We start from the raw sequence: 17,036 nt of genomic DNA on the forward strand, positions 1-17,036 counted from the left end.
GTTTATACTAAGTTTTAATTTTCATCAATTGACTATCTTTGTTAAAAGAAAATTGAAAGAAAATGCTTGAAAAAATCATCGCCTTTAGCTTAAAAAACAAACTAATAGTTTTACTATTTACACTAGGAATTTTCGGATTCGGAGTATATTCTGTATTCCAAATTTCAATTGGTGCTGTGCCAGATGTAACTAATAATCAGGTTCAAGTAATTACAACTTCTAGAAATCTTTCAACGCAAGATATTGAGCAATTTATTACATATCCTGTAGAAATTGAAATGGCTAACTTGCCTGGAGTGAAAGAAATTCGATCTATTTCTAAATTTGGACTTTCAGTAGTAACCATTGTTTTTGAAGATGATATGGGTTCGTATCTTCCAAGACAATTAATTGCCGAAAAAATAAAAACAGCTTCCGAAAAAATACCTCAAGGTTTTGGAACTCCAGAAATGGGTCCAATCACAACTGGTTTGGGTGAAATTTATCAATATGTTTTAGATGTTAAACCAGAATATAAAAACCAATATTCTGTAACCGATTTAAGAACCATTCAAGATTGGGTTGTAAAACGACAACTATCAGGAATAAAAGGTGTTGTAGAAATAAATACTTGGGGTGGCTATTTAAAACAATATGAAGTTGCCATAAATTCATCCAAATTGAAAGCAATGAATATTTCAACTATTGATGTTTTCAATGCTTTAGAAAATAACAATAGTATTGCAGGTGGCGCTTACATTGAAAAGGTAAATCAAAGCTATTTTATTCGTGGAGAAGGAAAAGTAAAATCGTTAGAAGATATTGAGAATATTGTTGTTAAAAATGATAACGGAATTCCAATTTATGTAAAAGATGTTGCGCAAATTGGTTTTGGAAGTGCCAATCGTTTTGGAGCAATTACAGGAAATGGTGAAGGCGAAAAAGTTCTCGGACAAGTAATGATGCTAAAAGGAGGAAACTCTAAGCAAGTAATTGGTGATGTAAAAGCAAGAGTTGCAGAAATAGAGAAAACATTACCAAAAGGCGTTTATATCAACCCATTTTTAGAAAGAAGTGAATTAGTTGGAAAAACTACTTTTACGGTAGCAGAAAACCTTATTCTAGGTTGTCTAATTGTAATTTTTGTAGTCGTTCTTTTGTTAGGGAATTGGCGTTCAGGATTGGTTGTGGCATCAGTTATTCCATTATGTTTATTATTTGCAATTTCGTTTATGAACATTTTTGGAATCGATGCTAACTTAATGAGTTTAGGAGCAATAGATTTCGGAATTATAATTGATGGAGCCGTAATTATCGTCGAGTTTATCGCTTTTCAAATTGCTCACAAATCAAGACATTTAGTTAATTTATCCAAAGAGAAACGTCAAATTCAAATTGATGAAATCACTTATAAAAGTGCTTCCAAAATGATGAATTCAGCTGTATTTGGCCAGCTAATTATTCTAATTGTTTTCATTCCAATTCTTTCACTATCTGGTGTTGAAGGAAAAATGTTCAAACCAATGGCAATGACATTTAGTTTTGCATTAGTAGGAGCAATGCTACTTTGTTTCACTTATGTTCCAGTAGTTTCTTCATTGTTCTTAAAACCTAAAGAAGAAAATCCAAATTCTTTTTCTTCTCGATTAATCACCAAAATGAATTCGTGGTATTTACCTGTAATTACTTGGGCTCTAAGTAATACTAAGAAAGTAATTTATGGAGCTATATCATTATTAGTCTTTGCAATCGTACTTTTTACAACAATGGGTGGCGAGTTTATTCCAACTTTAGATGAAGGTGATTTTGTAATTCAACCGGTTTTAAAAACAGGAACTTCATTAACTAAAACAATAGCAACTACAACAAAAATTGAAAAGATTATTCTAAAAAATTTCCCAGAAGTTACGCAAGTAGTAAGTAGAATTGGAGCAGCCGAAGTGCCAACCGATCCAATGAGCATGGAAGAATCAGATATTATTGTGAAATTGAAACCAAAAGGTGATTGGGTTTCTGCTGATTCAAAAGATGAATTAGCAGATAAAATTAAAACCGAGATAGAAAAGCAAATTCCAAACATGGAAATCGAATTCACGCAACCAATAGAAATGCGTTTCAACGAATTAATCTCAGGAACCAGAAGTGATGTTGCAATAAAAGTTTTTGGAGAAGATTTGAATGTATTAGCTAAGAGAGCACAACAAATTAAATATGCCATTGCAGATGTAGAAGGTGCATCCGATATTATTATTGAAAAAACAGAAGGTTTGCCTCAAATGAGCGTAGTTTACAATCGTTCAAAAATTGCTCGCTACGGATTGAATATTGCCGACTTGAATGAAATGATAGCACTTGGTTTTGCTGGAAAAACTGTTGGAACTGTCTTTGAAGGTGAAAAACGTTTTGATATGGTAATTCGTTTAGATAAAACCAACCGTCAAGATATCGATAATTTGAGAAATCTGTATGTTCCAACTCCAAATGGTGAACAAATTCCGCTTCAAGAATTGGCACAAATTGAGTACACAGAAGGTCCAGCGAAAATTTCAAGAGACAATACACACAGAAGAATTGTAGTAGGAATCAACGTTAGAAACCGCGATTTGCAAAGTGTTGTAAACGATGTTCAAAAAATTGTAAATGAAAAAATAAAATTACCAGAAGGTTATTATGTAACTTATGGAGGACAATTTGAAAATCTTCAAAGTGCCAAAGCACGTTTGTTAATTGCAGTTCCAATCGCATTATTTTTAATATTCATTCTTTTGTATTTTGCATTTGGTTCGGTAAAAGAAGCTTTGATGGTTTATTCTGCAATTCCACTTTCAGCAGTTGGAGGAATATTGTTTCTTTGGATTCGTGATTTACCTTTTAGTATTTCCGCAGGAGTTGGATTTATTGCGCTTTTCGGAATCGCAGTCCTTAACGGAATTGTACTTATTGAACATTTTAAAGAATTAAAACATCAAGGAATGAAAGATATAAACGAACTAATTTTGAAAGGCACAACCGATAGATTACGTCCAGTTTTACTAACAGCAGCTGCTGCAGCTTTAGGATTTTTACCAATGGCAATTTCGTCATCAGCAGGAGCAGAGGTGCAACGTCCGTTAGCTACAGTTGTTATTGGTGGATTGTTTACAGCAACCATTTTAACCATGATTGTACTTCCAATTTTATACAAACTTTTGGATAAAAAAGAAGGTAAAAAAGCTAAGTTTAAAATCCATGCCAATGCTACAATCATTTTGTTACTATTGAGTTCGTCATTGGCGTTTTCACAAAATAATAATCCTGAATTAGATAGTTTAATTTCTAAAGCACATCAGAATAATAAAGCCATAAAAGCTGGTCAATTATCAGTTGATAAAGCTAAAGCGAATATAAAATCGGCTTACTCATTTGATAAAACAAACATTTATTACAGCTATGATCAGAACAATTTGGCTTTAAATAATCTGCCTTTAAAAGTATTCGGAGTACAACAACGATTTTCATTTCCATCGGTTTATGGTGCTCAAAAGAAATTATATTCTGCTGAATATGAAAGAGAAAAATCAAATTTTGAAATCACAAAAAATAGATTGTCTAATGAAGTTGCACAAGTGTATAATCATATAGTTTATTATCAAAATCAAGAAAAATTATATAAGTATTTAGATAGTTTATATCAGAATTTCTCTAAAGCAAGTGATAGACGTTTTGAATTAGGAGAAACAAATTACCTTGAAAAAATTACAGCTCAAAGTAAATTTAGACAAATCAGAACTAGATTAGCTCAAATTGAAAAAGACAAATTGGCTAATTATGAAATGCTAAAAGGATTACTGCAATCTGATGAAAAAACTATTATTAAAAATGATAAATTAATTCCAAATAATACAATAACTGAAAGTACAAGTAAAGACTTATATAATTCTTATTTTGAGAATATTACAAAAACATTTCAATCTAATACTAAACTTCAAAAACAACACTATTTGCCAGATATAAATCTAGAGTATTTTCAAGGCACGAATAATGGTTTATCGCAGTCTTTATATGGATTTCAAGTGGGTTTATCAGTTCCAATTTTGTTTGGAGGCACAAAAGCTAAAATCAATGTTGCCAATTTAGAATTACAAAGTTGGGAACAACAAAAACAAAACGAGCAAACTAAAATGGAGCAATTCATTTCACAAAAGAAAAATGAATTAATCAAACATGAAGAAGGTATAAAATACTATAAAGAATACGGAGAAAAATTGGCTAAAGAAATTATAAAAGTAGCGGATATGAGCTATAAACATGGAGAAATAGATTTTTTTCAATACATTACCTCACTAGAAAACGCCACATCAATTCAAGTGGATTATCTTGAAAATGTGTTACAATACAACAAAACCCAATTTGATTTACACTATCTTAATTACTAATTTACGATGAAAAAAATACTATATATACTTGCAGCGACTACTTTACTAATTTCATGTAAAGATGCCAAAACAGAAGCTCCAGCTGAGAAAAATGATGGTTTAACTGTGATTTCTACCAATCAATTTAAAACTATGGCAATGGAAGTTGGAACACCAGTAGAACAAGATTTTGATGTAACAGTAAAAGCATCAGGCAGGATAGATGTTCCGCCTCAAAACAGAGCTAAAATTACTTCATTTATTGGAGGATATGTAAAATCTACGAGTCTTTTGGTTGGAAATAAAGTAGTTAAAGGTCAGCCACTTTTAACAATGGAAAACACAGAATTTCTTGATATTCAGAAGGATTATCTTGAAGTTGCCGAACAAATCACCTATTTAAAATCGGAATTTGAAAGACAAAAAACCTTGTATGATGAGAAAATTACTTCTCAAAAGAACTACTTAAAAGCAGAAAGCGATTACAGAAGAGCCAAAGGAATGTATCAAAGTTTGAGAGCTAAATTACTTTTGCTAAACATCAATCCAAGCAATGTTGAAAAAGGAAAATTGACTTCTGTTGTTACTATTTTCTCTCCAATTTCAGGTGATATTGTAATCATGAATGCTAATGTCGGCATGTACATTGCAGCTTCTGATGTAATTTTAGAAATTGTTGATACAAGTCATTTACATTTAGAACTTGCTGTTTTTGAGAAAGATATTTTGAAAATCAAAGTTGGTCAAAAAATTAAATTTACTGTTCCAGAAGCTTCAAAGGAAATTTTTGATGCTGATGTACATTTGGTAGGAAAATCTATTGAAGGTAACGACAGAACAATTAATGTTCATGCACATCTTGATGACGCTATCAAACAAAGATTATTGACAGGTATGTTTGTTGAATCTCAAATCATTACCGACTCTAAAAAAGGATTAGCCATTCCGAAAGACGCTTTAATCTTTGAAAACCAGAAATATTTCGTACTTTTATTAAAGAATGAAGACGCAAAAGGATATTCATTTGAAAAGGTTCAGGTTCAAAAAGGAACTGCTTCAGAAAATTTTGTTGAAATTCTACCAAATGAACAAATAAATAATAATTCTAAACTTCTTGTAAAAGGCGTTTTTGATATTATAAACTAAATTAAAATATAAATCAAGATGATTAAATCTAAAAAAGAAAACGAAACAATAACAATAGATAATTATCTAGACAGTCATTACATACACAGAAGTAATTGGTTAAGAGCAGCAGTTTTAGGCGCAAATGATGGAATAATATCTATTTCCAGTCTTGCTATTGGAGTTGCTGCGGCAAGTTCAACAAGAGAGCCAATTGTTTTAGCTACAGTAGCCGGACTTGTTGCTGGTGCATTGTCAATGGCAGCTGGAGAATATGTATCTGTAAGTTCACAAACGGATACAGAAAAAGCAGATATTGAAAGAGAAATAAAAGAATTGGCAGAAATGCCTGAAGAAGAGTTGAAAATATTAGCTCAAATATATGAAAAAAGAGGATTAAAAAAAGAAACCGCTATGCAAGTAGCCATTGAATTCACGGAAAAAGATGCTTTAGGCGCTCATATCAGAGATGAATTAGGAATAAATGAGATAAGTCAAGCAAATCCTATACAAGCTGCAATTTCATCAGGTGCTGCTTTTACTGTTGGTGGTGTATTGCCATTGCTCGTTATTCTTTTTGCACCTATAAAAAATATGGAATATTGGCTCTATGCTTTCACAATAATTTTTCTAATGGTATTGGGAAGTATTGCTGCTAAAACTGGAGGTTCAAGTGTGAAAAAAGCTATTTTGCGTATAACTATTTGGGGAACAATAGCAATGATATTATCAGCGTTAGTAGGTTATATATTTGGAGTTAGAGTATAAATCTTAATCAATAATACAAATTAGAATTATGTAATTTATGCAAAGTATTTTACAAAAATTAAATTAAAAAAAATGACTAATTTAGGCTAACCAATAGAACTAAATAAAAACTTAAAAAATTAAATTATGAACGACGCACATTTGCACATGGTAGTAAACCACTTTCCAATTATTGGAATAATTCTTGGTTTTGGGGTTTTAATTGCAGGAATTGTTTTTAAAAATGATTCTGTAAAAAATACAGCTTACAGCTTGTTTATCGTAGGAGCTATTTTTGCTGCTATAAGTATGGCAACTGGAGAAGGAGCAGAAGAAATGGTAGAAGACATGCCTTCTGTAGGAAAAAAGATTATTCATGAACATGAAGAAATGGCCGAAAAACTAGCCATAGTATTATATCTTTTAGGAGTAGTTTCAATTGCTGGATTGTATACCAATATCAAAAAACACTCACAAGCTAAATTAGTATCATTCTTAGCATTAACGATTGCTGCTGTTGGAATCTTTTTAGGAAAACAAACAGGAACAACTGGTGGTGAAGTTCGTCATACTGAAATAAGAGCAGATTCAGGAACGGCTACAGAAGCAACTCAAAGTGGAGGTGAAGCTGCAGAAGATGAAGATTAAATAACCATTTATATTTTAAAAACCGCTTTATTAGTCGTGATAAAGCGGTTTTTTATTTAGATTTGAATTAAATTTTATAAAATGAAAAAAATCCTTTTCATCGACCGTGACGGAACTATTGTAAAAGAAGCAAAAGCACCAGATTATGTTTTAGATTCTTTTGAAGAACTAGAATTTTATCCCGAAGTATTTCGCTACTTAGGAAAAATTGTTCGAAAATTAGATTACGAAATTGTAATGGTTACCAATCAAGATGGGTTAGGAACCAAAGCGCTTCCAACTGAAACTTTCTGGAACATTCACAACAAAATCATTAAAGCTTTCGAAAATGAAGGCATTGTTTTCAGTAAAGTTTTCATTGATGATTCTTATCCCGAAGATAAAAAACCAACTCGTAAACCAGGAATAGGCATGGTTACAGAATATATAGATAATCCTAAATACAATTTAAAAAAATCTTTCATGATAGGTGATAGATTAACCGATATAGAATTTGCCAAAAATCTTGGAGCAAAAGGTATTTTCATCAACAATGATGAAGCATTAGGAGCAACCGAAATCAATTCTAAAAGAGAAGAATTAGATGCATTTATTGCTTTGCAAACCACAAGTTGGAAAAAAATTTATAAGTTTTTAAATAAAACAAACCGATATTAACTAGCAACTTCAAGTAGAAGCACTTGACTTTTCAATCGTTCTATCAACATATTCATCATTCTCTTATTTAAATTGGAGGAATTTTTAATGTAAGTATTGTATTCTTCTGTTGTGAATAAGCCGATTACCATTCCTTTTAGCGAGTTTCTAAATTTGATATCGCGTTGGATTGTATTTTCTATATAAGCCATCTTTTTATCAGGTGAAAGTGTGAAGAAAACGCCTTTTTGCTTTACAGCATAGTTGGTAAAAACTTCAATAAATAAATCATTTTGAAATTTTAATATTGGTCTCAAGGTCTTGTTTTGAAAGATTTCTTCTGAAGAGGATTGCTCAGTAATGTTTCCTATTGAAGAACCACGTAATTCTAAAATTGATAAATCTCTAGCTTCCATATTTTTTTATTTAAAGTTATAAAAAAACCTCTGTCGTAAAACAGAGGTTGATTTATATTTATTAAGAACTAATTGTTAATTAGTCTTTGATTTTGAAAGTTACTCTTCTAACTAGTTTTCTAGCTCCTTCAGAATCAACATCTACTGATGTATCTTCACCTGAACCAACTATATTAAGTCTTGAAGCATCAATTCCTGCTTTAACTAAAATTGCTTTAACAGCTTCTGCACGTCCTTTTGACAATGCATCATTACGCTCATTAGATCCAATTTCGTCTGCATGACCAATAATGTCTACAGATGCAGTAGGGTTGTTTTTCAAATAAGTTCTGATAAAGTCAATTCCTTCAGTTGAAACATTTGTAGGTTTAACTTTAGCTGTATCGAAATACGTTGTAACATAACCTTCGTTTACTAAACGTTTAATCATGTCAGAATTAGATTTTTCTGAAGTTTCTTTAGATGATTTGTCAATATATCTTTCTAATTCATCTGGAACACCATTTCTATTGATATCAACCATTTTACCTCTTGTATCAACAGCAACACCAGCAACAGAATTGTTTTCTTGATCTAAATAATCAGCAACACCATCTTTATCTGTATCATTCATTAATGTTTCTACATCACCAATTCTCTTGTTAAGAGCTTCGATTTCTTCAATCTTTTTATCTTTTAAGATTGCATAATCACCATGAAAATCATTTCTTCCTAAAGAATAAGTCAATCCAAATGATGTAGTAATAAGTTGTCCATTTAAATTGTCTGAAACTTCTGTGTAAGTACCATCCCAATTAAAATGTTGTCTGTAATTATTTTGAACAGTTACATCTAAAAATACAGAAAGACGTTTTGAAAATCTATACTCTGGGGTAATACCCACTAATAAACCTCCATTGAATTCACTTTGATTATAGTTGTGATCATTTTCAATGATGTTTTCAGTTTTAGAAGTCATTCGGTCTAATTTAATACCACCATGAACTAAAAACAACAATCTATCAAGTGATTCTTGCATACTAAATAAACGATTCAAATTGGCAACTCCTTGTAAAGAAACACCAAATTGTTGCATTTTAAATGGTAAGCTACCATTGTCTTTAATGTTTTTTAATTCTTCATAATGAAAAGCACCTTTAAAACCAAAAGTAGGGCTTATCATTCTTCTAACACCTACAGAGAAACTGTTGGCTTGTGGTTTCCCAAAAAATGTTCCAGGATCACTTGAAAAATATCCTTTTGAATAAGGTCTAACACCTTTTGCTTGACCTACAGATGCCTCAATTGTCCATTTGTTATATTCAGAAGACGCAGTAGTATCTTTCTTAACTTTATTTTCTTGAGCTAGAACTGACAGCGATGAAGTCAACAGTAATGACAATAATGTAATTTTTTTCATATTATAAATAGGTTATATAATCTATTAATTTGCAAATATAATGGTTTACATGTAATTAACAACTTTTTTAAAAACAAAAAGCAATTTGTATAAATAATTTTACCGTATGATTCAGGATTTAAACTATATTTTATTACAGAATCCAAATATGAAATAGTTAAATTTGCTAAATAAATTATTATTAAAATGAGATTTCATACCAGAAAATGGGTTAAACCCGAAGATTTGAACCCAAACAGCACTTTATTTGGAGGTAGATTATTAGCGTGGATAGACGAAGAAATTGCTTTGTATGCCATAATTCAACTTGAAAGTCCTAGAATTGTTACCAAACATATGTCGGAAATTAATTTTAGAGCGTCTGCAAAACAAGGTGATATTGTTGAAATTGGAATTGACGTAGTAAAATTCGGAACAACATCTTTAACGTTGATGTGCGAAGTGAGAAACATGATGACCAAAGAAACCATCATTACTATTGACACAATCACAATGGTTAGTGTTGGTTTAGACGGAAAAGCTCAAGCTCACGGCAAAACAAAAATTGAATATGTTGAAGACCGATTGAAAAAATAGTTATTCTTCTAAAGTCATTCTGTCGGTTGGCATTTCGTAAATTTCTAAATCAAAATAGACTATAGATGCGATAATGTGATCAAAAATATCCGCCATGATGTATTCGTATTGCTCAAATCGTTGGTCTTTAGAAAAAACATAAATTTCTAAAGGCATTCCGTGTGGAGTAGGCTGCAATTGACGACACAGCAAAATCATATTTTTATTTATTCCAGGATAATGTTCCAAATAATTAGTAATATATTTTCTGAACAATCCAAAATTGGTCATGTTTCTACCATTGATAGATAGCGACTTATCTACATTATAAGTTTTGTTATACTTATTAATTTCGTCTTGTCGTGTGTCTATATAATGCGAAACCAATTGAATTCTCTTCATTTTTTGCAAATCGTCTTCCGTCAAAAATCGGATACTTTTTGCTTTAACTAAAATATGTCTTTTGATTCGTCTTCCATCAGAATCTAACATTCCTCTCCAATTTCTAAAAGAATCAGAAATTAAGCTGTAAGTTGGAATTGTAGTTGTAGTATTATCAAAATTTCGAACTTTTACGGTTGCCAAATTGATTTCAATTACATCACCATCGGCACCATATTTATCAAATGTAATCCAATCTCCAATTCGAACCATATCGTTTAAAGAAACTTGAACACTTGCTACAAATCCGAGAATGGTATCTCTAAAAATTAAGATTACTATGGCCGAAATTGCTCCTAAAGTTCCAAATAATGTGTTTGTAGTTATATCAAATATCTTTGAAATTATGACACCGACTCCAACAATCCAAAGGATTATCATAATTACCTGAATGTAACTATCAATTGGTTTATCACTATATTTTGGTTGATCTTTTAAGTAATCGCGAATGGCTTTTAGTACGCTTCGAACTATCCAAAGTGATAATAAAATAATATAAATTCCAACTAGTTTTCCGAAAACGGTTTCCCAATAAACATAAGCTTCAAGAATAACCGGAACTGATTTATAGATGAATAAAAACGGAATTAAATGAGCAATATATTTGGCAGTTTGATTGGAAACTAACAAATCATCGAAGTTAGTTTTGGTCTTTTTAGCCACAATTGCCATAATTGTAACTAATGTTAATCGAAATATTACATATATTAGATAAGCCAAAACACATAAAATAACAATGTTTATAGCCAAGCTAATATAAGATGCCGTGGTATCCCCAAAACTCATTTTACGAAGTAGAGGATACAACCAACCAAATATTTTCTCTAACGTTTTATGCATTCTTTAAATACTTTTTTTCAATGTAAAAAGTTCCAAATGGCGGAATAGAAGCCAAACAAATCTCAACATATTTTCTAGCTTCCCATTTTTCAGAGAATTTAAGATAGGTCGCAACTATGATATATAAAGTAAATAATACACCATGAGCCATTCCAATATGTTTTACATAAATTGGATCTCCAAAAATATATTTCATTGGCATGGCAAAGAAAAAAAGAAGAATTGCTGATATTCCTTCTATTAGTGCTAATTTTTTAAAAAATTTCAACATCGATTTTTATTTTGGTTTACAAAATTAAGCATATCATTATTTAAAAACCTACAATCTAACTTACTTTTGCAATAATTTAGCATTTATATGAGCAAACGCGATTTAAAAAAGTATTTATCCGAATTGAATAAAGAGCAATTGGAAGAACAATTAATAGAGCTTTACGACAAATTTAAAGACGTAAAAGTGTATTATGATTTTGTTTTTAACCCAAACGAACGAAATTTGGTTAAAGATGCTAAACTCAAAATTTCTAACGAATATTATCCAATTCGAGGTAAAAAGCCTAAAATGCGTCGCTCTACAGCTCAGAAATTCATCAAACATTTTATTACACTTGGAGTAGATTCTTTTATAATTGTTGATGTCATGCTTTATAACATTGAAATTGCGCAAACCTTATCATCTGAAAAGCAAATTAATCAAGAAGCATTTTATAAAAGTATGCTCAATTCCTTTGAACAAGCCATTAGTTTCATGATTGAGAAAGGAATTTTAGACGAATTTAGAAGTAGAGTAGTGGCTATAAAAGAAGAAAGTATCAAACAAAATTGGATGAACAAATACGAATTCAACGCTATTGTGGAACGATTTGATTATTAAATTTTTGATATATTTAAAAAAACATAGCGTTCAAACTCTTTTTTAGGTGTATTTTTGCAAAATTGTAAAAATCGCTATGTCAAAAAAAGATATTCTTGCCGAAATTGAAGATAAAAAGGAACTTTACGGTTACCAGAAAGGCGATATCGACAAAATTTTTGAGCGATTAGATAATGCGCCACACAATTATCATTTATTATATCAATTGCCTACAGGTGGCGGAAAAACGGTAATTTTTTCTGAAATAACAAGACGTTACTTGGAGCAACATAATAAGAAAGTTGTTGTTCTAACGCATCGAATAGAACTTTGTAAGCAAACTTCAAAAATGCTTAAAGCGTTTGATGTTAAAAATAAAGTCATCAATAGTGCCATTAAAGAACTTCCAGATCAAGAAGAATATTCTTGTTTTGTTGCGATGATTGAGACTTTAAAAAACCGTCTTAATGATGAAAAATTAGAAATACAAGATGTTGGTTTAGTGATAATTGACGAAGCTCACTTCAATTCATTTAGGAAGTTGTTTAGTGCTTTTGAAAATGCATTTATTCTTGGAGTTACAGCAACGCCTTTGAGTTCAAATATCAAACTTCCGATGTATGAAAATTACAGCGAGTTGATTGTTGGAGATACGATTCAAAACCTTATAGATAAAGGATTCTTGGCTAAAGCAACAACGTATAGCTATGATGTTGGATTAACTTCGTTAAAAGTTGGAATAAACGGCGATTATACTGTAAAATCTTCAGATGATTTGTACAGTAATATGGTGATGCAAGAGAAATTATTGCATGCTTATACAGAAAAAGCCCTTGGGAAGAAAACCTTGATTTTCAACAACGGAATTAATACTTCACTGCATGTTTATGAAAGCTTCAGACATGCCGGATATAATATCAGACATCTTGATAATACAACTAGTACAGAAGATAGAAAAGATATTTTACAATGGTTTAAGAAAACTCCAGATGCAATTTTAACTTCAGTTGGAATCTTAACCACAGGATTTGATGAACCCACAGTTGAAACTATCATTTTAAATCGAGCTACAAAGTCGTTAACGCTTTATTTTCAGATGATTGGACGTGGATCAAGACGTTTACCAAATAAAGACAGTTTTACTGTTATTGATTTAGGAAACAACGCATTACGTTTTGGTTTGTGGAATAATCCTGTAGATTGGCAACATATTTTTAAATCTCCAGAATATTATTTAGAAAGTCTTCGTGATGATGCAGATATTGAAAGTAATTTCAAATATGTAATGCCTGAAGAACTTCGTAAGAAATTTTCAAAATCAGTTGATATTTCTATGGATATTCATGAGGAATTCAAATTTACAGTTAAAAATAATTTGAAAGCCAAAACCATTATTGAAAAATCTTTAGAACAACACGCAACAATGTGTGTGGAAAATACTGATGAATTGATTGACGCCAGAAAACTTTCAAAAGAATTAAACGACGATATTGAATATCGAATTAAACAATATTGTATTTGTTTAGGAAACGTTACTAAAAACTACAGAAGTTGGTTGATAGAAGATTACACGTTAAAACTAACAATTGCAATTGGTAGATTATATCGTATTAAAATCATGTCAGAGCTTTAAAACACGTGCTTTCTGCTGTTTTATAATAATTATCTATTTGCACTATAATTTATATTATGTAAAATAGAATATTTCAAAAGCACTACACTGTTTCATAATAAATCATCAGAATTATAGTTTTAAAACTACAAACTTAAAGGTTGATTGAATCTTTATCTTTATTACTTTTGCACATTGATTGATTTTTTATATTTTTATAAAAATAACTTATACTATGAGTAATGCTATTTCTGAACGTGTTGCAAATTTTCTAAAAGAATACGAACCGTTTAATTATTTATCATTTGATGATTTAATTAAAATTGCTAATACCATTCGTGTTATTAATTTGGAAAAACACAAATCGTTGTTTCAAATTAATGATAAACTTCATGATTCTTTCTATGTTGTAGCTTCTGGTGTCATTCATCTAACCGTTATTTCAGATGCTGAAGAAACGTTATTGAATAAATGTTATGCTGGTGATATCTTTGGTTTACGTCCGTTTTTTGCTAAAAATAATTATCAAATGACAGCCAAAGCTCGTGAAGAAAGTATTGTTTACGCCATTCCTATCGCGACTTTCAAACCTTTTGTGGCTCAAAATACCGAAGTTTTAAATTTCTTATTAGAAAGTTTTGCAGCCAACACCAAAAATAACTTTGATAATCAAAGTCATGCATCGCTTTCAGATAATGTTGGATATGCTGACAATCAATCTGATATGTTGTATTTTCAATCATTGACTTACAACAAAACGCCTTTAAAAATTAGTAGCACCACTCCTATCAAAGATGCCGCATTATTGGCTACAGAGAATATGATTGATAGTGTATTAATTACCGAGCAAGGTTTCCCAGTAGGAATCGTTACTGATAAAGATTTTAGATCGAAAGTTGCTACTGGTCGTTTTCCATTATCAAATGCTATTGAAAAAATTATGGCTTCTCCAGTAATAACTGTTACTGAAAACATTTCGGTTGCTGAAGCACAGTTAGTTATGCTTAAACATGGTGTCACTCACCTATGTGTAACCCAAGACGGAACCGATAAATCGGAAGTGAAAGGTATTATTTCTGAACATGATTTAGTGGTTGCTCAAGCCAATAATCCTGGTGTACTTCTTAAAGAAATTAAGCGTTCACAAACAGCCAAAGAACTTAAATTAGTTCGTGATAAATTAACTGATATCATTCAATCTTCATTAAATAAAAATATTCCTCTTACACATATTAATAGTATTGCTGGTGAAATTACTCTAGCAATTGTAAAAAGAGCTGTAGAACAATCCATTTTAGATTTGGGCTCACCTCCTGCTCGATTTGCTTGGTTAAGCATTGGTAGTCAAGGTCGTAAAGAGCAATTGTTATTGACAGACCAAGATAGTATTTTGGTTTTTGAAGATGTTTCTGCAGAAAAATACCGCGATGTAAAAGATTACTTTTTAAAATTAGCTAAAAAAGCTACAGCAACTTTAGAAAAAGTTGGATTTATATTCTGTCCACAAGGTCATATGGCTAGTAATATGCTTTGGTGTAAGTCATTGACAGACTGGACAAAACAATACAACAGTTGGATGAATACTCCAGGTGAAAATTCCAACGAAATTAGTAGTGTTTTCTTTGATTATGAGATGGCTTTTGGTGAACAAAAAATTGAAGATGCCATCACTGAAACTATTTTCAAAAATGCTAAAAACAACGTCCTTTTCTTCGATTATTTAGGAAATGATGCTATAAAAAAACCTACACCTTTAAACTTCTTCAAAAAATTCAATTTAGAAGAAGAAGGCGAAAACAAAGGTAAATTTGATATAAAAACAAGAGCATTAATGCCACTTGTTGATGGTGCAAGAATGTTGACGATGAGCAATGGTATCAAAGGAATAAACAGTACTTATTTAAGATACAAACAATTAGCAATTGTAGATCCTAAATTCTCAGAAGTATATTTGAATTGTGCTGATGCTTATTTGGTTTTATCAAAATTTAGAGCTGTAGAAGGATTAAAAAATGATAGTTCGGGTCAATATATTAATCTGGATGAGCTGAATAAAGTAGATAGAGAGAAACTGAAAAATGCACTCAATCCAATGCGTGACTTAGAAGAACTAATAAAAGATCGTTTTCAACTGACTCAATTTTCATAGTATATGCTCGACTGGCTTAAAAATATCAACAAAGAATATCCTGAATTTTGGAAAACTTATTTATCTAAATTTGATAAAAAATCAAATCGATATGTTGTTTTATCTACCGAAACAACTGGACTTAATCCTAAGAAAGACGTAATCTTATCTTTTGGAGCTGTTGGCGTTGTAAATGATAATATTCTCATTGGTGATGTTTTTGAAGTAGTTATTCCACAATATAAATTCCTTCATGATAACGGTTTGTCTAATGATTTTCTTTTAGAAAGTTCACAACCTAAATTATCTGAAATTCAAGCTATTGAAATGTTTATCAACTTTATTGGTAATGCCACTTTGGTCGGACATCGAATACATTTTGATATAGAAATGATTAACGAAGCATTAGAAAAATCTTCTTGTGGTAGACTTAAAAATGAAGCTTTAGATATTGAAGTTATGTACAAAAAACTACATGATATCAATGATAAAAACTTTTCGTTAGATGAGTTAAGCCACCTTTTCAAAATTGCTAAAACAGAACGCATCTCAACTACTGACGATGCTTACACCATTGCTTTATTATTCTTAAAACTAAAAAGCAGATTAGGATTAAAGTAGCATTTTATTTTAAAAAAATCAACAAAGCAAGCACTATGGATTGGGCTAACTTAAGGAAATATCATAGCGAAAACCTTGCTTTACTTCAATCGGGCTTCACTCCTATTGTTTTTATGGGTGATTCCATAACTGAGTTTTGGTCGAATTACAATAGTTCCTTTTTTACAGAAAATGGATTCGTAAATCGTGGCATTAGCGGACAAACAACTTCGCAAATGTTACTACGTTTTCGTCAAGATGTGATTCAATTACAACCTTCAAAAGTTGTTATTTTGGCTGGAATTAATGATATTGCCGAAAATACTGGACCCATTTCAATTGAAAATATCATGGGAAATATCATTTCTATGGTAGAATTGGCAAAAGCTAATCACATTGAAGTAGTTTTATGTTCAGTGCTTCCGGCAAATAAATTCGATTGGAATCACAAAATTCAACCTGCTGATAAAGTATTGGAATTGAATAAATTGATTCAAAAATTTGCTCAAGAAAATAACCTAAACCATGTTGATTATTACTCAAATATGGTAGATGACAATAAAGGTTTGAAGAAAATATATGGTGATGACGGCGTTCATCCCAACAAAGAAGGATATAAAATAATGGAACAATTGCTGCTTAAAGCGATTTTATAAAATTAAA

15 protein-coding genes are annotated in these 17,036 nt (G+C 30.9%); 11 read left to right on the plus strand and 4 right to left on the minus strand.

Features of this window, described 5'->3' with window-relative positions:
- Positions 1-62: 62 nt before the first annotated feature.
- The 5 genes from ABD766_RS09250 to hisB all read left to right on the plus strand — a co-directional run bounded on the left by ABD766_RS09250 (position 63) and on the right by hisB (position 7,550).
- The gene (locus ABD766_RS09250) at positions 63-4,394 is read left to right on the plus strand and encodes a CusA/CzcA family heavy metal efflux RND transporter (RefSeq protein WP_344816408.1); all 4,332 of its coding nucleotides are present in this window, start codon (positions 63-65) and stop codon (positions 4,392-4,394) included.
- A gap of 6 nt (positions 4,395-4,400) precedes the next feature.
- Entirely contained in the window at positions 4,401-5,519 is a 1,119-nt protein-coding gene (locus ABD766_RS09255) for an efflux RND transporter periplasmic adaptor subunit (protein WP_344816409.1), read from the plus strand.
- Positions 5,520-5,537: 18 nt separating this feature from the next.
- The gene (locus ABD766_RS09260) at positions 5,538-6,266 is read left to right on the plus strand and encodes a VIT1/CCC1 transporter family protein (RefSeq protein ID WP_344816411.1); all 729 of its coding nucleotides are present in this window, start codon (positions 5,538-5,540) and stop codon (positions 6,264-6,266) included.
- Between the two features lie 126 nt (positions 6,267-6,392).
- A complete protein-coding gene (locus ABD766_RS09265; protein WP_344816412.1) occupies positions 6,393-6,893 on the plus strand; it encodes a DUF2231 domain-containing protein in 501 nt (166 codons plus the stop codon).
- Positions 6,894-6,974: 81 nt separating this feature from the next.
- Complete coding sequence (gene hisB, locus ABD766_RS09270; protein WP_344816413.1) at positions 6,975-7,550, plus strand: histidinol-phosphatase; 576 nt, start codon at positions 6,975-6,977, stop codon at positions 7,548-7,550.
- Here hisB and ABD766_RS09275 read toward each other — a convergent pair.
- Entirely contained in the window at positions 7,547-7,945 is a 399-nt protein-coding gene (locus ABD766_RS09275) for a glyoxalase (RefSeq protein ID WP_298304069.1), read from the minus strand. The genes hisB and ABD766_RS09275 overlap by 4 nt on opposite strands.
- 79 nt (positions 7,946-8,024) lie before the next feature.
- Positions 8,025-9,344, minus strand: coding sequence for an OmpA family protein (locus ABD766_RS09280; RefSeq protein ID WP_298304068.1), 1,320 nt, complete (start codon positions 9,342-9,344; stop codon positions 8,025-8,027).
- Between the two features lie 186 nt (positions 9,345-9,530).
- Here ABD766_RS09280 and ABD766_RS09285 point away from each other — a divergent pair, with 186 nt between their 5' ends.
- On the plus strand, positions 9,531-9,920 hold the full coding sequence (locus ABD766_RS09285; protein ID WP_298304066.1) for an acyl-CoA thioesterase: 390 nt from the start codon (positions 9,531-9,533) through the stop codon (positions 9,918-9,920).
- Here the strand turns inward: ABD766_RS09285 and ABD766_RS09290 are convergent, their stop codons facing one another.
- Both ABD766_RS09290 and ABD766_RS09295 read right to left on the minus strand, forming a co-directional pair.
- Complete coding sequence (locus ABD766_RS09290; RefSeq protein ID WP_344816414.1) at positions 9,921-11,180, minus strand: mechanosensitive ion channel family protein; 1,260 nt, start codon at positions 11,178-11,180, stop codon at positions 9,921-9,923.
- The gene (locus ABD766_RS09295; RefSeq protein WP_344816415.1) at positions 11,173-11,451 is read right to left on the minus strand and encodes a DUF3817 domain-containing protein; all 279 of its coding nucleotides are present in this window, start codon (positions 11,449-11,451) and stop codon (positions 11,173-11,175) included. The genes ABD766_RS09290 and ABD766_RS09295 overlap by 8 nt, the downstream gene beginning before the upstream one ends.
- An 87-nt stretch (positions 11,452-11,538) precedes the next feature.
- On the opposite strand from ABD766_RS09295, the gene ABD766_RS09300 reads away from it, so the two are divergent.
- The 5 genes from ABD766_RS09300 (at position 11,539) to ABD766_RS09320 (ending at position 17,029) form a co-directional block, all read left to right on the plus strand.
- Positions 11,539-12,054: a DUF6155 family protein gene (locus tag ABD766_RS09300; protein ID WP_344816416.1), complete on the plus strand. Its 516-nt coding sequence runs from the start codon at positions 11,539-11,541 to the stop codon at positions 12,052-12,054.
- A 76-nt stretch (positions 12,055-12,130) separates the two neighbouring features.
- Positions 12,131-13,666, plus strand: coding sequence for a DEAD/DEAH box helicase (locus ABD766_RS09305; RefSeq protein ID WP_344816417.1), 1,536 nt, complete (start codon positions 12,131-12,133; stop codon positions 13,664-13,666).
- A 214-nt stretch (positions 13,667-13,880) separates the two neighbouring features.
- Positions 13,881-15,794, plus strand: coding sequence for a DUF294 nucleotidyltransferase-like domain-containing protein (locus tag ABD766_RS09310; RefSeq protein ID WP_344816418.1), 1,914 nt, complete (start codon positions 13,881-13,883; stop codon positions 15,792-15,794).
- Between the two features lie 3 nt (positions 15,795-15,797).
- Positions 15,798-16,394 carry a 3'-5' exonuclease gene (locus ABD766_RS09315; RefSeq protein ID WP_344816419.1) on the plus strand — a complete coding sequence of 199 codons (597 nt, stop codon included), beginning with the start codon at positions 15,798-15,800 and terminating at the stop codon, positions 16,392-16,394.
- A gap of 35 nt (positions 16,395-16,429) precedes the next feature.
- The gene (locus tag ABD766_RS09320) at positions 16,430-17,029 is read left to right on the plus strand and encodes an SGNH/GDSL hydrolase family protein (protein WP_344816420.1); all 600 of its coding nucleotides are present in this window, start codon (positions 16,430-16,432) and stop codon (positions 17,027-17,029) included.
- The last annotated feature ends 7 nt before the right edge of the window (positions 17,030-17,036 follow it).

The organism is Flavobacterium cheonanense (assembly GCF_039539185.1).
In the GTDB taxonomy this organism is placed as follows: domain Bacteria; phylum Bacteroidota; class Bacteroidia; order Flavobacteriales; family Flavobacteriaceae; genus Flavobacterium; species Flavobacterium cheonanense.

Excerpts from the sequence above, each read along its gene's own strand:
- ABD766_RS09250 (WP_344816408.1), top strand. The coding sequence starts at position 63 with ATGCTTGAAAAAATCATCGCCTTTAGCTTAAAAAACAAACTAATAGTT.
- ABD766_RS09260 (WP_344816411.1), top strand. The coding sequence starts at position 5,538 with ATGATTAAATCTAAAAAAGAAAACGAAACAATAACAATAGATAATTAT.
- ABD766_RS09255 (WP_344816409.1), top strand. The coding sequence starts at position 4,401 with ATGAAAAAAATACTATATATACTTGCAGCGACTACTTTACTAATTTCA.
- ABD766_RS09300 (WP_344816416.1), top strand. The coding sequence starts at position 11,539 with ATGAGCAAACGCGATTTAAAAAAGTATTTATCCGAATTGAATAAAGAG.
- ABD766_RS09280 (WP_298304068.1), bottom strand. The coding sequence starts at position 9,344 with ATGAAAAAAATTACATTATTGTCATTACTGTTGACTTCATCGCTGTCA.
- ABD766_RS09275 (WP_298304069.1), bottom strand. The coding sequence starts at position 7,945 with ATGGAAGCTAGAGATTTATCAATTTTAGAATTACGTGGTTCTTCAATA.
- ABD766_RS09310 (WP_344816418.1), top strand. The coding sequence starts at position 13,881 with ATGAGTAATGCTATTTCTGAACGTGTTGCAAATTTTCTAAAAGAATAC.
- ABD766_RS09320 (WP_344816420.1), top strand. The coding sequence starts at position 16,430 with ATGGATTGGGCTAACTTAAGGAAATATCATAGCGAAAACCTTGCTTTA.
- ABD766_RS09265 (WP_344816412.1), top strand. The coding sequence starts at position 6,393 with ATGAACGACGCACATTTGCACATGGTAGTAAACCACTTTCCAATTATT.
- ABD766_RS09285 (WP_298304066.1), top strand. The coding sequence starts at position 9,531 with ATGAGATTTCATACCAGAAAATGGGTTAAACCCGAAGATTTGAACCCA.
- ABD766_RS09305 (WP_344816417.1), top strand. The coding sequence starts at position 12,131 with ATGTCAAAAAAAGATATTCTTGCCGAAATTGAAGATAAAAAGGAACTT.
- ABD766_RS09295 (WP_344816415.1), bottom strand. The coding sequence starts at position 11,451 with ATGTTGAAATTTTTTAAAAAATTAGCACTAATAGAAGGAATATCAGCA.
- ABD766_RS09315 (WP_344816419.1), top strand. The coding sequence starts at position 15,798 with ATGCTCGACTGGCTTAAAAATATCAACAAAGAATATCCTGAATTTTGG.
- ABD766_RS09290 (WP_344816414.1), bottom strand. The coding sequence starts at position 11,180 with ATGCATAAAACGTTAGAGAAAATATTTGGTTGGTTGTATCCTCTACTT.
- hisB (WP_344816413.1), top strand. The coding sequence starts at position 6,975 with ATGAAAAAAATCCTTTTCATCGACCGTGACGGAACTATTGTAAAAGAA.